Origin of the sequence: Paenibacillus sp. FSL H7-0326 (genome assembly GCF_001955535.1) — a bacterium.
GTDB lineage: Bacteria > Bacillota > Bacilli > Paenibacillales > Paenibacillaceae > Paenibacillus > Paenibacillus shunpengii.
Window position 1 is genome coordinate 581,754 of sequence record NZ_MPVN01000002.1, and the last position, 14,806, is coordinate 596,559.

Annotated in this window: 14 protein-coding genes and 1 riboswitch; of the genes, 9 read left to right on the top strand and 5 right to left on the bottom strand. The window is 46.3% G+C overall.

All coding sequences use genetic code 11. The annotated features are described in order from the left end of the window. Positions 1-34 precede the first annotated feature (34 nt). The gene (locus BK126_RS13610) at positions 35-931 is read right to left on the bottom strand and encodes a YitT family protein (RefSeq protein ID WP_076313137.1); all 897 of its coding nucleotides are present in this window, start codon (positions 929-931) and stop codon (positions 35-37) included. A 549-nt stretch (positions 932-1,480) separates the two neighbouring features. Here BK126_RS13610 and BK126_RS13615 point away from each other — a divergent pair. Together BK126_RS13615 and BK126_RS13620 are read left to right on the top strand one after the other, a co-directional pair. Further along, positions 1,481-2,518, top strand: coding sequence for a nucleotide-binding protein (locus BK126_RS13615; RefSeq protein ID WP_047910986.1), 1,038 nt, complete (start codon positions 1,481-1,483; stop codon positions 2,516-2,518). Beyond that, positions 2,515-2,745 carry a hypothetical protein gene (locus BK126_RS13620; protein ID WP_047910985.1) on the top strand — a complete coding sequence of 77 codons (231 nt, stop codon included), beginning with the start codon at positions 2,515-2,517 and terminating at the stop codon, positions 2,743-2,745. The genes BK126_RS13615 and BK126_RS13620 overlap by 4 nt, the downstream gene beginning before the upstream one ends. 66 nt (positions 2,746-2,811) lie before the next feature. On the opposite strand, the gene BK126_RS13625 is transcribed toward BK126_RS13620, so the two are convergent. Then, on the bottom strand, positions 2,812-3,213 hold the full coding sequence (locus BK126_RS13625) for a VOC family protein (RefSeq protein ID WP_076313138.1): 402 nt from the start codon (positions 3,211-3,213) through the stop codon (positions 2,812-2,814). A gap of 170 nt (positions 3,214-3,383) precedes the next feature. Here BK126_RS13625 and BK126_RS13630 point away from each other — a divergent pair, with 170 nt between their 5' ends. Together BK126_RS13630 and cysK are read left to right on the top strand one after the other, a co-directional pair. Next, positions 3,384-3,770, top strand: coding sequence for a YhjD family protein (locus BK126_RS13630; protein ID WP_083655882.1), 387 nt, complete (start codon positions 3,384-3,386; stop codon positions 3,768-3,770). Between the two features lie 84 nt (positions 3,771-3,854). Next, positions 3,855-4,817, top strand: coding sequence for a cysteine synthase A (cysK, locus tag BK126_RS13635; protein ID WP_076313140.1), 963 nt, complete (start codon positions 3,855-3,857; stop codon positions 4,815-4,817). 144 nt (positions 4,818-4,961) lie between these two features. On the opposite strand, the gene BK126_RS13640 is transcribed toward cysK, so the two are convergent. Next, positions 4,962-6,938 (bottom strand): ATP-dependent DNA helicase, encoded by a 1,977-nt coding sequence (locus tag BK126_RS13640; RefSeq protein ID WP_076313141.1) that lies wholly within the window; start codon positions 6,936-6,938, stop codon positions 4,962-4,964. Between the two features lie 215 nt (positions 6,939-7,153). On the opposite strand from BK126_RS13640, the gene BK126_RS13645 reads away from it, so the two are divergent. Next, positions 7,154-8,119 carry a GNAT family N-acetyltransferase gene (locus BK126_RS13645; protein ID WP_076313142.1) on the top strand — a complete coding sequence of 322 codons (966 nt, stop codon included), beginning with the start codon at positions 7,154-7,156 and terminating at the stop codon, positions 8,117-8,119. 345 nt (positions 8,120-8,464) lie between these two features. After that, positions 8,465-9,673, top strand: coding sequence for a right-handed parallel beta-helix repeat-containing protein (locus tag BK126_RS13650; protein ID WP_076313530.1), 1,209 nt, complete (start codon positions 8,465-8,467; stop codon positions 9,671-9,673). A 68-nt stretch (positions 9,674-9,741) separates the two neighbouring features. Here the strand turns inward: BK126_RS13650 and BK126_RS13655 are convergent, their stop codons facing one another. Continuing rightward, entirely contained in the window at positions 9,742-10,719 is a 978-nt protein-coding gene (locus tag BK126_RS13655; RefSeq protein WP_083655885.1) for a substrate-binding domain-containing protein, read from the bottom strand. Positions 10,720-10,869: 150 nt separating this feature from the next. Here BK126_RS13655 and modA point away from each other — a divergent pair, with 150 nt between their 5' ends. The 3 genes from modA to BK126_RS29635 all read left to right on the top strand — a co-directional run bounded on the left by modA (position 10,870) and on the right by BK126_RS29635 (position 13,803). Then, positions 10,870-11,718: a molybdate ABC transporter substrate-binding protein gene (modA, locus tag BK126_RS13660; RefSeq protein ID WP_076313144.1), complete on the top strand. Its 849-nt coding sequence runs from the start codon at positions 10,870-10,872 to the stop codon at positions 11,716-11,718. Continuing rightward, entirely contained in the window at positions 11,715-12,392 is a 678-nt protein-coding gene (gene modB / locus BK126_RS13665) for a molybdate ABC transporter permease subunit (RefSeq protein ID WP_076313145.1), read from the top strand. Before modA ends, modB begins: the two co-directional genes overlap by 4 nt. A 407-nt stretch (positions 12,393-12,799) precedes the next feature. Beyond that, a riboswitch (cyclic di-AMP (ydaO/yuaA leader) is annotated at positions 12,800-12,938 on the top strand. Between the two features lie 4 nt (positions 12,939-12,942). Beyond that, positions 12,943-13,803 (top strand): C40 family peptidase, encoded by an 861-nt coding sequence (locus tag BK126_RS29635; protein ID WP_083655886.1) that lies wholly within the window; start codon positions 12,943-12,945, stop codon positions 13,801-13,803. Positions 13,804-13,940: 137 nt separating this feature from the next. On the opposite strand, the gene BK126_RS13675 is transcribed toward BK126_RS29635, so the two are convergent. Then, positions 13,941-14,591 carry a cell wall hydrolase gene (locus BK126_RS13675; protein WP_047910978.1) on the bottom strand — a complete coding sequence of 217 codons (651 nt, stop codon included), beginning with the start codon at positions 14,589-14,591 and terminating at the stop codon, positions 13,941-13,943. Positions 14,592-14,806: the final 215 nt, after the last annotated feature.

The following is a 14,806-nucleotide window of genomic DNA, read 5'->3' on the forward strand; positions in this document are numbered from 1 at the left end:
AATGTTCAACTGTATGATCAATACCAATCATCTTCTATCCTCCGGCAGCACTTGACTGCTTAACTCGGGTGGTGGATACGTGATGCTTGGTATCCTTCGTTCTAATCGGTGAATATGAAACAGACGCAGCTGAAGCTGCAGGCTTCGGTAATGGTAATAGTATAACATCGGTCTTGACCGGCTTCGGCTGTAAGGTCTCCCTCTCATATTCGGGCCGCTGCTTCTTAGCTGCTGCTTGAGTAATCAGAGTTATGAACTTACTTGCAATCCATACCGCAAGCACCGTATACAGCGTTTCTTTGAGCGGCATAAAGAGTAGTGATAATAGAAGTACCATCCCGTCAAAAATAAAGAACACCGATCCGATCTTCATTCGGCTCCACTTGCTGACGAGCACGGCCAGAATGTCATCTCCGCCTGTCGCGCTTCCACTCGCAATAACGATCCCTGCTCCGACTCCGGTTAGAATACCAGATATAAGGGCCGCTGCCAGCAGACTTCCCTGGAGATCAATGACGAGAGGTGAATACCGTTCGCACCATTCATAAAATAAGGAGAAAGATAAAGCTCCCAGCATGGCTTTGAGCATATACTTCCGGCCCATGAAATACCACGCAATCAGAATGACTGGAATATCCAGCAGCAAGCTGGTAAGTGCAGGAGACCAACCGGCCACATAACTGCCAAGCAGGGCTAATCCTACAAATCCGCCTTCCGACAAATGGTTCACATAGTTGATGTGATAAAAAGCAAACGCCATCAGCATCGTCCCAAAAAGCATCATTCCGATACTTTTCAGCTCATTTAAGTTAAAAATCGATCTTACGGCCTCAGTTACTGCCGTCTTTTTTCTGTTTTCGAATGAAACAGGTTGTTCTTGAGTTGTTACAGCCGTCTTATTCCAAAACAGAAGTTTTTGCTTTGTCCTCATACAGATTCCCTCGCATTGTTTGTAGTTTGGTCAGAAACAGACCGAAACTAATGCGTAAGGAAAGCTGAGAGGAGTTCATCCTTCGAATATTCATTTGGCTTACCTCTCCCTACGCATAGTTGGTCATTTAACTAGTGACTTTTACTAATCGCGTAAGGGAAGCTACGTATACGAGGAATCGTTTCGTTTCCAAATTGTCCTTTGGGGCTTCATCCTTCGGGGACTCATGGTATCCAGATCCTTTCTGTTAGTAATCATATATTCGTGCATAGAGTCAGTTCTTTAATATATGATTAAACTCATTATAACATACCAGAAACGGTGCCTGCTTGGTAATTTATACTCACTTTATTACATGCATCATGTCCACTTCATGTAACGGCGAATAGACTATTAATAATCATAGTATCGTCTTTAGTCGCATAACTCTAGTTCTTACGTCTCTTTCTTCAGAATGTGATGCTTTTCGGTTCGTCAAATTCGGGTAAATGGTATAATATAGAAAAAGATCTTAAAAAACCATATCCCGTAAGCGAGGCGGAGCGGACTATGAAGACGATAAAGCCTAGAGCGTTCATCGGATGTTCCCTTGAAGCGAAGCCTATTGCCGCAGCTGTACATGAGAATTTAAGGTATGCTGCTGAAGTCACTCCATGGTATGCCGGCGTATTTAACCCTAGCAGCTATACGATGGAGGATTTGGAGAAGCAGGTTCGAAGCAGTGATTTCGCCATTTTTATTTTTCACCCGGATGACATCACCAGTATTCGAGGAAAAATGTACGCCACGGTACGGGACAATACCCTGTTTGAAATGGGTCTTTTTATGAGCCGATTGGGAAGAGGACGCATATTCTTTATATTACCTGAGCATGTTAACGAGCTGGATAGCAGTAAAGATATCGAAGGCATGCGAATGCCCAGCGATCTTCTTGGTCTAGGTTCCCTGACTTATGAGATTCGTTCAGATAGCAACTGGGCACCCGCTGTATCGGTAGCCTGTCACAAAATTGCAGACATGATGGAAAGATTAGGCCCTTGGTCGGATATGTATTTAACAGAGAAAGTGAATAAAGTAAAGCAGGAGGAAGAGAATAAACGCATTCAGCTGCTGAAGCTGCTTCGTTTCTTTCGTGAACTGCTGCGTTCCCGCAAAATTGATGATCAAATGCTGCATCGTATGAGTGATACACTGCGAACGGCTTTTGTATCTCGGCCTCACTTTCTCGTACGCGGTACCACGGTGCACCGGGTATCTCTATCCGGATATATTGAGCAGGTAGCCGGAAATGTCGGTGAGATCGGGAGGCGTTACCCTATGAATATCAATGATGGCAAAACGCCGGATGATCCCAGTCGAATTCTTGTCGTTGATGCGTACAAGGAGAACAAAATTAAGGTGAATCTGTACGATGATTATCTTGAGAAAGAGTATATGCTGTGCTATCCTGTAGCAAGTGGTTATGTATTTACCGTGCATCTTGTTGGACACCTTGAGGCAGGTGATGATCTATTCCAGCAAATTGACCGCGATAATCGCCAACTATTTAGTGCTATTCACGACCTGTTAGGAGGAGAGTTGGGATGAAACCAATCAGACAGAGGCTCACCAAAAAAAGAGGAGCCCCCAAGGTACGTCTGAGTGCCGCCCGCGAAACAACCGGATCTGTACCGGAAGGTGACAGCGGCAACAGTTTCAAGAAGCCCGAGGTGCCCATTGTCACGCTTGGCCCTTCCTTGAAAGGCAAGGAACGCCCGTACAAGGTCATATTAGAGAAGGACGCACTCTACGATAAACCGCAATATATGGCATAAATCCTATTAATCCAGGCAGCATCGATCATCATTGATCGATGCTGCCTTTCTCTTATCCATTGTGCATTAGCTGCATGTATTCTCCGATGGTGCTGTAAGCTCTACCTTAATTCGGTCAGGATCTTCAAAATATACAGCGTAATGCCTCTCTCCTCCCGCATAAGGGTGAAGATGCTCGTACAAGATCGGGACTCCTCTATCCCTCATCTGACGGGTAAGCGAATCGACCTGCGCTCTTGATTCGGCGTGAAAAGCAAGATGATTAAGCCCCACTCTGCATCTGTGATACGGGACATCAAGAAATCGGTCCTCAGCCTGCACAAATACAAGATAAGCCGCTCCAAATCTCCAGCTTATTCCCTTCTCCCATTTCTGATACTGCTCATATCCCAGCTCCGTTAGAAGCCATCCCCAGAATGCAGTGCTTCTCTCCAAATCAGAGACATAGATCTCTAGATGATGAATCATCGCTTCATCAAACCCCTCTCCTCATCCGTATGTATGCAATTTCCACTTGTCAGACCGCATAAACAGATCTTATATTGAATATAATAATACAGGAACGTATGTTCTGTAAATATAATTCAAAGCATAGTATGAAACGGATTCAACTACATATCAGTAAGGAAGTGAACGGGATGTCTACATCATCCACCGCCCCGGTCCCCAGTGAAGCAGATCATTTGCTGGTCAAAAAATATATGATGCACATTCTCATGCTGGATGTGCTTGAACAGGACATTCATACCATACAGCATGTTTTTTTGCATATGCCTCAGCTGTATGTCCATCATTTAACCCGCATCCAGATGGATGTAACCCGAAATTTGACGGATATCCGGATACAGATGCGTAGAGGCGGGATCCGCATTTACGAGGAGAACAAGCTGAGGGAAGGATTTGAAATGCGCTACCTGTGCCGGGGATATCACCGGCGCCTATATTTACTGTGGACCTTCTGCAAGACCGAAGTCATGAAGGAAATGAGCGAACGGCTGGGCATTGACCTGACGGAGCTGTCTTGACGGAGCAGTCTTTCTGTTCGTATGATATTAGAAGATATATATTCCTACTGAAATAATAGGATATTAACTAAAGGGGACTTTCACATGCATGATCAAAATCATTCTGCCGTGCCGAAATCAGGCAATCGCCTCGTTGTAAACAATGTAACCGAATTGATCGGGAACACTCCGGTCGTCAGGCTGAATCGTCTACCGAAAGCCGGTCATGCTGATGTATACGTCAAGCTCGAATACTTCAATCCCAGCGGCAGTGTGAAGGATCGTGCCGCAGCCAATCTGATCAGACAGGCGGAACTTCGCGGCCTTCTTCAGCCTGGCGCAACCATTATAGAGCCTACCAGCGGAAACACAGGCATCGGTCTGGCTATGAACGCCGCAGCCAAAGGGTACAAAGCAATTCTAGTCATGCCTGATAACATGAGCAAAGAACGAATTAACATACTCAAGGCGTACGGCGCAGAGGTTGTACTTACTCCTGCTGCCGAGCGTATGCCTGGAGCGATTCTAAAAGCGCTGGAGCTTAAAGAAGCCCTACCGGGGAGCTTCATCCCGCAGCAATTTGAGAATCAAGCCAATCCGGATGCTCACCGAACGACAACAGCACTCGAAATCATGACCCACATGGACGGGAAATTAGATGCTTTTGTAGCGACTTCGGGAACCGGCGGAACCATTACAGGAACCGGCGAAGTGCTCCGCCGTCAGATTCCAGACATTCGGATCTATGCAGTTGAACCTGCAGGATCCCCCGTATTGTCCGGCGGTGAGCCCGGCCCCCATAAACTGGTCGGGACAAGTCCCGGGTTCATACCTTCCATCGTCAACACTGATGTGTGGGATGAGATTATTCAAGTAACGGACGAGGATGCTCTAGATACCATGCGGCAGCTGGCCGCGAAGGAAGGACTTCTGCTTGGTCCCTCTTCCGGTGCATCGGTATGGGCCGGATTGCAGATCGCCAAGCAGCTGGGAGCTGATCACAAAGTGCTCTGTATCGCACCGGATACAGGCGAACGCTACCTCAGCACAGGTTTTTTTGATAAGTAGGAAGCCTATACATCCTGTACAAAAAAGGTCAGTAAACTGCCCCTTCGTGAAGTCTGCAAGAGACTTACAAGGATCAGATCACTGACCTTTATTTATTTCAGTATCGATTCCATATTGAACTCATCATGGTTTGTAGTTCAACAGCTATATCTTCTCCACCCTGAGTACTGCTCCTTGAGGAAGCACAGCCTCCACCCGTTCTCTGACCTTCGAATCGGCGACAAGCTCAGGATCAAGCACAGCGGCAATTCCCTGATCCGACGACGAACGAATCAATCGCCCGAGCCCCTGCCGCAGTCTAAGAAGCATATAAGGCATGTCCACTTCCTCATAGCTGGACTCTGCTGCCTCCCGCTTGGCCATAAATACCGGATCTTCCGGGGGATACGGAAGTGACCAGATCATGACGTTGGATAAGGAGGGTCCCGGTACGTCCAGTCCTTCCCACAAGCTCGTTGCACAGAGTACCGTTTCCTCATTGTTCTGGAAGTCTGCAATCAGGCTGCTGATCTCTCTGTCCCCTTCGAACAGCATCTTATAGGAAGCGAAATAAGGGTGCTGGGCTGCAGCCTGCTTGAATCTGCGCAGCTCTTCCATTGTAGTGAACAGAAGAAGGGCTCGTCCTTCGGAGTGTGCGAGCAGCTTGGCGGCACTCGCCAGCTTTTTGGCAAAGAGAACCTCACTTCGAAGCTCTCCCGCCTCGCAGAGCTCTTCAGGTACAATCAGTCTCATCTGATCGGCATAATTATATGGTGAATTCACGGAGAACGATAAATAATCGGTAATACCAAGACTATCAGCGACATAATCAAAAGACTGTCCTACGGATAGTGTTGCAGAGGAGAATACGATCGGCATATTCAGCCCGAATACTCGCTGCTCCAGCACTTCTTTGACCTTTTGCGGCATAACAGCCAGCGTGACGTCGCCGTCCTCGCTCTCTTCCGCCCAGCAAATATAACTGCCAGGCTGTCTGAACAGCTGGAGAGCCGTTTGAATCATCTCGAGGTGCTCCTCCACAATTCGAAGCTTATATTCATTGAGTGTGTGCAGGCCGCTTTCGAACACCAGCTCCTCGTCAATCGCCTCAAGCGTATCATTCCAGCGATTTAACTGTATGAGCAAAGCCTCATTAACGCCCACTCTTTTCCGATCTGATCCCGGAATGGTAGTACTGAGCTTTTGAACCAAGCTGAATACCACTTTACTTTGGTCAATGGCATCCTCTACCCGCTCAGCGAGCGTTTCACGTATTTCTCCATCCAGAAGCCTTGTAATCATCTCTTCAAAAGCGGTGTGCTTCAGCTTATAGCTGAGCGCATGCTGTGCAGCAGATTCCAGCAGATGGCCTTCGTCAAACACGACAGAGCTGTGCTCGGGAAGCAGTGGAAGCTGACCTTCCCTCTTTCTCCCTTCATATGTCCAAACATGCTCCATATAATAATCGTGAGAACAAATGATGAGATCGGTCGACTTACGGTAATGATCTCTCGAGAGGGTCATCCCGCAGCGATGCCTTTTGTCGCACACAAAACAATCCTGGAAAGAATCCCAGCTGATCTTGTCCCACTGCTCGTCGTTTAGATGGGGATATTCCTTCCTGTCCCCGTAAGGGGAGAAGGTCTGCAGCGTTCCAGGCGAATGGACGAAGTCCGGCAGACTGTCATATACCTCTTCAATTACACCGGCATCCTCATCCTTAAGGCGGGCGCCGTCCATCTTTTTAAGACAAATATATTGATCCGGGGATTTCCCCAGTCTTGCGTCAATGTTCAATCCCAAGTAGCGTGCAAGCTTGGCAATATCGCCTTCCGGCTTGACGAGCTGCTCAATTAACGATTCGTCCGCACAAGCAATTACAGCTGGTTTACGGGTATAACGGGCATAGTTCACCGCATACAGCAAATACACGAGCGTCTTCCCCGTACCGACACCTGCTTCTGCAAATATCGTCTTCTTGTCGGCATAGGCTCTTTCCAGCTGATACGCCATATAAATCTGTTCATCCCGCACTTCAAAACCATGCTCGGGCAACATATCATAAAATACATCCGCCACCCAATCGCCCACTTGCTTCACGAAAGGCTCGGTCGGATTATAGGAGAAAGGATATCGCTCCACGGTTACTCCCCCACATTTACATTTTTCTTATAAGGTAAATCCACGCCATGATATCTAAATACCAATTCAGGCAAACATCAATTATCTCATAAATCCAAGATGATAGCAATTTTTTTATTGTTGATTCGATGCATTAAAATGAAGCAGCTTGCTTAAGCTATGCTCAAAAAGTAACCAGGTACGCATAGTATATAGAAATGGGGCGCTATGAACGAATGAATTGGAACATCCGCCAAGAGTATCCATCCGACTATTATGCCATTACAGAACTGCATGCTCTCACCTTCTCTTACAGCTACGGAATGGGTGAGGCCGTTCTTGTCAATATACTGCGAGCACGGAGCACTTTTGATCCGGAGCTGTCTCTCGTTTGCGAGCTGGATGGGCAGATTATCGGCCACATTTTATTCACTCCCCAGCCTATACGTATCCAGGGCAGCACCTACCAAGGTCTAATTCTGTCTCCACTAGCAGTTCATCCTAATTATCAAAAACAAGGTATCGGATCTGCATTAATCGAAGCGGGCCATCATCGTGCCTTACATAAAGACTTTGCCTTATCCGTTGTACTGGGTCATCCCCATTACTACGTTCGCTTCGGATATCAAGGAAAGGCATGGATGGACGAACAGGTCCACATTCCTTTGGAGAGCATCTATACCGATCATATTGCCGTAGTAAGGGAACGCCGTATTGAGCTGGGAGATATTCCGTCTTTCTCACTGATGTGGGAGCATCTGCATGCCTCCTCTCCGCTGGCACTTATTCCAGGTTCATCTATTCAGGATTGGATCAGCCCCGGTGCAGGTACGATCAGCACTGCCTTATTAATTGATGAGAAACTTCGCGGATATATTAGATACTCCAGCACAGACCCGGAAAAAATCAGCTTCATTATGGCACAGGACAGTCATTCCCTGCTCCTCATTGCAAATTACTTCAAACAAAAGTTAAACCCGCTTACGGCTTCTCACTTATCTTTGCCGTTACCAGCAACCTCCTATTTACTCGAAAGGTTTGCTACAACCTTTGATGTTAACATCAGCACTTACGCCGAATATATGGTCAAAATATTAGAAGACCCCCTTCACTCCAAGCTGCATCATCATTTCACTGCCTTTGAGGAGGGTACCGTCCCGCGCGGCTCCATTATCTGGCCTGTTGAGTTTGACGTGTGTTAGCAGCACAAGACATAACATCTGATGCAATGATTATGATGATGTGAGCTCTGTAACGACGGAGACGCTCGTCTCCGATATAACCTCCATTCCTCATGAGCAGTGAAGATGATTATTCCTGTACCCCTCTATATCACGTATGATTCAGATTGCAACCGTTACCAAACCACGGGTGCCAATCTAAATCAAATTATAGGAGGAATCGTAGTGACGAAATTGAATCTGCTTGACTACAAAACAAAACGGAAGTCTGTCGCCTTCCGAACGCTTGTATCCGGAATCAGCCTGTCTCTTGCCCTTCCCTTACTTCCCCTAACGAGTTTATCTGCTGAGAGTACTTCTGCTGTAATGATTGCTGAGGCTGGACCTCAAAATACACAGGCTCTCACAGCTGCCGGGAATTTATACGTAGCTCCTAACGGTTCTGCAAGCAATCCCGGGACACTCCAAAGTCCGACAACCCTTGAACATGCACTCACGCAAATTGAAGCAGGCTACACAATTTATATGCGCGGCGGTACTTACAGCTATCCCTCTACCATTACAATTGATCGAAATAACAGCGGCAATTCTGCCACGGCAAGAAAAACACTGGCTGCCTACGGAAATGAGAAGCCTGTCCTTGATTTTTCTGCCCAATCCTTTGCCTCGACCAATCGCGGTTTGCAGCTGTTTGGCAGTTACTGGCTTGTGAAAGGTTTGGAAATTAAAGGCGCGGGAGATAACGGACTGTATATAGCCGGTAACTATAACCGTATTGAAAATATAGAATCGCATCATAACCGGGATACTGGAATTCAGCTTGGCCGCTATGCGTCCACTGCCGGATACAGCGAATGGCCCGCTTATAATGAAGTTATTAATTCCTATTCACATGACAATTACGACCCTGATAATGGCGAAGATGCAGACGGTTTTGCTGCTAAACTTACGGTCGGCCCCGGCAACGTATTTGATGGATGTATAGCGGCATATAATGTCGATGATGGCTGGGATCTCTATACGAAGGACGATACAGGCCCGATTGGACCGGTAACGATCCGCAACAGCATTGCCTACAAGAACGGTCAAACCTCGGACGGAACGTCTACTACGAGCAGTGACGGCAACGGATTTAAGCTGGGTGGAGAGGATATCGCGGTGAATCATACGGTGGTTAACAGCATTGCTTTCCAAAACAAGAAGCACGGCTTTACTTTTAACAGCAATCCCGGCTCCATTAACTTCAAGAACAATACATCCTGGAGCAACGGACAGAGTAATTTTGCATTTGATGAGGGTACGCATATCTTCACAAACAATTTATCCTTTGCCGGAGGAGCAAGCGATAAGACGAGCGGAACAGACGTAGCATCCAGCAACGTGTGGTGGAAAAACAAAAAAAGCGTCAATGCGAAGGGGCTGCTCGCCAGCAGTGAAGATTTTCAGTCTCTTGTTCCCGCAGTTGCTCGTGACGCAAACGGAAATCCGGTATTGGGCAATTTCTTGAAACTGGCTTCAGGCAGTGATTTGATCGGAGCCGGGACACCAAGCGGTACAAATATTGGAGCACGTTAATTGTTACTACAAATATGTAAGAAGGAGCCGACAAGCGTTCGGCTCCTTCTTACATATATTCACTGATTTCAAGCCTCAAACAGCACTTCCCCTGTCCGGGATAGATCATATCCCGATATTGAACCCAGCTCCCGGATAAAGGACTCGGAACGCAATATATCCAGAACAGTTCGAATAAGCACTTCATTCTCGGGCTTATTTATTAGCACAAGGTCATATCTCTCTACCGTCAGCGGAATGAATTCCACCCCTTGCACAATCGTTGCCGCTTTCTCGATGCCTACTCCGACATCTGCCTGTTTGGAAGCGACCCTTCCGGCCACAGCCAAATGATTGGATTCCTCGTCATAATAGCCCATTAGCTCTCGGGCAGCGATCCCATGCATACGAAGCTGTTCCTCAAGCAGCACCCGTGCTCCTGCACCCCGCTCCCGGTTCACCATACGAATTCCCGGCTTGGCCAGATCCTTCCACTCATGCAGTTCATGAGGATTGCCAGGCTGAACGTATAGTCCTGCTCGTCTGCTCATCAAATTCACAACTTTATAAGAGCAGCCGATCAGCAATTTGCGAATATAAGGAATGTTGTATTCTCCGGTATCTCCATCCAGTAGATGGGTGCTGACAATATCGGAATGTCCCTGATACATGGAAATTAAGCTGTCCAGGCTGCCTACGTAGGATCTAAGCGGCCTGATGCCAGGCGAGCGCTTCTCTATATGCCGCACCAAAATATCGAGGCTCATATCTTGTCCTGTAATCACCACTTGCCTTACTCCCTGAGTCGTCACCTGAACAGCTGGTGGATTCGCAGGAGCATCGATCACCGGAGTTAAAGATCTTGTCTCCTCACTAGAATATTGACCAACCCCTTTGGAGCGCTGCTTGTACGCCTCAAGATCAGAGTGGTCGACCCGCATCTGCTTACCTACACGATAGGCTGTAAGCTGCCCCTTCTTAATCAGATCGTACACCGTTAATTTTGATATTTTTAGTAGCTGGGCGATTTCCTCGGTTGTATAGGAAATATCAGTCACATCTGCCACCCCTCTTGTCAGGTATGCAATAACAAATGATTAATGCTATTGATTGTACCATACTCTTTTCTTACCCTCGTATTGTAATTGTTCAAAGAACCAATATAATATATTTAATTATATCTAATTATAATCAAATATATCGATTGGATGGAGATTATGTTAAAACAAACGAAGCTTAGTATGATTTCTTTCTTCCTTCTAGCTCTGGTATTCATATCTGCCTGTGCATCACCCAATGCTTCTTCACCATACCCTTCAGCAGACCATAACAATTCGGACAGCAGCGCATCCTCGACTCCTTCATCTGAACGCACAGAGCTGACGATCTCAGCGGCTGCAAGCTTAACTGATGTACTGGAGGAACTACAGCCCCGCTTTGAGACAGCTCATCCTGGTATAAAGCTCAGCTTCAACTTTGGCGGCTCCGGCTCTCTTCAGCAGCAGATTGAGCAAGGGGCACCGGCTGATCTGTTTCTGTCAGCAGCTGAGAAAAATATGCAGACCCTTATAGATAAGGGGCTCATGGATACAGAAAATACGACTACGCTGTTAACCAACGAGCTCGTACTGATTACTTCCAGCAGCAACGAGCTGCCTATATCCTCTGAGCAGGATCTCACTGCTAAAGATATCAAGATTGTTGCCCTTGGCATACCTGAAAGTGTACCTGCAGGAAGCTATGCACAAGAGGCGCTTACTTCGCTTGGCTTATATGAACAACTCCAACCCAAAATAGTTCAGGCCAAGGATGTGCGGCAAGTATTACAGTATGTCGAAACCGGGAATGCCGATGCCGGTTTTGTATACAAAACAGATGCACTTACTTCCAGCAAAGTGAAGATCGTGCACACTGTCGATCCCTCAAGCTACACAGCAATTACATACCCTGTAGGTGTGGTATTGGACAGTGCGCATCCCGAAGCGGCAAAAGCGGTTTATGACTTTTTACAGTCTTCCGAAGCCCAAGCTGTATTTACTAAATACGGGTTCTCGGTGCCTGAATGATGTCAGCTTCATTTGACTGGCATGACTTCTGGGCTCCTGTGCGCTTATCCTTACTGGTTGCCCTATTGTCCAGTGTTATCACGATTGTGATGGGCGGGCTTACTGCAAGATGGATGTCCAAGAGCAAGTTCAAAGGAAAGCTGCTGCTAGAAACAGCGTTTATGCTGCCAATGGTCCTTCCACCCACGGTTGTAGGCTTTCTGCTGCTCGTCCTGCTGGGGAGAAATAGCTGGATCGGAGCATGGATTGAGGCCATCTTTGCCGCACCTGTCGTATTCTCGTGGACAGCCTGTGTCATCGCCGCTGTTGTCGTCTCGTTTCCACTGGTGTATCAGACGATGAAGGTCGGATTTACGTCCATTGATTCCGAGCTTGAAGCTTCCGGACGCTCGATCGGTGCGAATGAATGGCAGGTATTCCGGTATATTACACTTCCACTCATCTGGCCTTCTGTTATTTCTGCTTATATTCTCGGATTTGCACGAGCGCTTGGTGAGTTCGGCGCAACGCTGATGCTTGCAGGCAATATTCCAGGAAAAACTCAAACCGTCCCTACGGCCATATACATTGCTGTGGACAGCGGGAATACGGTCATGGCCTGGGCCTGGACGATTGCGATCGTACTTATGTCGTTCCTGCTGCTGCTTCTGACAGGACGCAGAAAAAAGGATTAGCAATGTTTATATATATAAACAGAACCACTCCAATGCAGCGGCAGGAAATCAGTGAAATCAGTGTATGCAGCATAAATAATAGTTCAAACCAAACCCTTATGTGATTTTAACGAAGGGTTTTTGGGTGCTCAATTTATTAATATATTTTTGTTTTTGGAATTATTACAATATATGGATATAAAATGGGTCCCGAAAACAATTTATTTAGTTACAATATTGTTACTTTAATGGATATCTGTTTCAAATCAATGACAATTTATTGCCCGACTTAGCGGAAATTATTCGAAAAAATCCGGTTCTTTCTATGTTTTATTCCAGTAATTGGTGTACAAAAAGTAAAACAAAGGTAACATTTTTGATACTTTTTAACCTTAATTTATTATATATTAATTACAGTTAATTCATATTAAAAAAGTGTGCCGAATCTATCAGAATAGTACGGGGGACGATTTACAACATTTGGGGTGAATGCAGCAGTTAAGAAATGCTAGAGTACCTTCTACTCGAACCCGACAACTAACCTCGGAGGCAATTGGAGGAAATTTTCAGAATGAAGAAGTTTGGTAAATATATGTTGTTCTCATCCCTGCTCGCAGCTGGGTTAATCATGGGTAATGGACAAGCAGATGCATCCTCATCCAGTACCAATACGGTAAATATTCAAGTGAACAGTAATCTGATCGATTTCCCAGATGCGGAGCCATTCCTGGATCAGAATTACAGTACACAAGTGCCGGTCCGCATGCTTGCTGACGAAATGAACTATACGATTAAAGTATTTAAGAGCGGAAAAGAAACAGTGGTCAAGCTGTCCAAGGGCGGTACAACCATTCGTATTCAAACCAACCAGACGACTGCGATGGTCAATAGCAGCAAAGTAAGTCTTGGCACGCAAGTGTTCATCCGAAATGACCGTACATATGTACCCATTCGTTTTGTATCAGAAGCCATGGGCTATGACGTAACTTGGAAAAAGGATCTTATGCTGGCCATGATCAGCACAACCGGTAAAACATACAGCCCTGCACTTGTTCCAAACGACCATGTCAAAGGCACCAGCATTGTAAATGAAGCGATGAATCACATCGGCGTTCCTTATGTTTACGGCGGTTCGACCACAAGCGGGTTCGACTGCTCTGGTCTGGTTAAATATGTATTCGATAAATACGGAGTATCCCTGCCGCGTACAGCAGCTACCCAATATAACCAAGGCTCATCTGTATCCAAAGGAAACCTGCAGCAAGGCGATCTGGTCTTCTTCAAGACAACAGGAAGCTCGATCTCTCATGTCGGTATCTATGTAGGAAACAATAATTTTATTTCAGCTACCAGTTCCTCCGGCGTAAAAATCGACAGCCTGGACAATACCTATTGGGGTCCTAAATACATCGGTGCAAAAAGAGTTCTATAAAATGAAATGTATATAATTAAAACCCCTTTGCTGCTTGCCTGCAAAGGGGTTCATTATGTATGCTCTGTATTGATACCTATAGCAAAGAAGCTGCCACAGTAATTTTGTGGCAGCTTCTTTTTATATATGATATTGGATTAGTTCGTAAACAGATGATTACCGATCTGCTTGATCGCTGGACGTTCCTTGCTCCATTCGGAGGTTGCGATCTCAGGGTTATAGTAGTACAGAGCTCCACCTGACGGATCCCAGCCATTGAGCGCACTCTTTGCCGCCTTGATCGCAGTCTCATCAGGAGCCAAATTGTATTGGCCGTCATCTACGGCGGTAAACTGTCTTGGCTGCAGAATGACCTCTGTGATGGAGTCCGGGAATGCATCCGATTGAACCCGGTTTAAGATCACTGCTCCGACCGCTACTTGACCTTCAAAGGATTCTCCCCGGGCCTCGCCATGGATGGCCTTGGCTAGTTGATTCAGTGAGGTTTGGTTAATCGGTGCTTTTTTCTTAAGCACGCTGATCGTCTCTGGCCCTGCGATTCCGTCAATCTTGAGTCCAAATTGCTTTTGGAAGGAGCGAACGGCCTGCTCCGTTGCCTTACCGTAATATCCTGTTGACCCTGCATTCATAAATCCGATACTGCTTAGTCTTTCCTGCAAGTCCAGCACATCAGCACTCTGAATTCCCTGCTGCATTACCGCAGCACTTGCACCTGCCGGTGCAGCAACCGTTCCATACGCTCCCAGAAGCGCAGCACAGATCATTAGACGTTTTGTCAGTTTTCTCATTGATGTCATTCCTCCAGTTGTGTTTGAATGTGTCGCCGAAGCAACACCTGTCATAGTTCTGCATTCAATTGAATGTATCTATAAATATAGATAAGTGTATATTTAGATATATTTGGATACAAATCGCCTCATATAGCGATGATGTCACTGCCTATATGTCAGTGCAGATATATTATGATTAATCCGCTGAAAGCTACCAAAATCGAGTACTAATG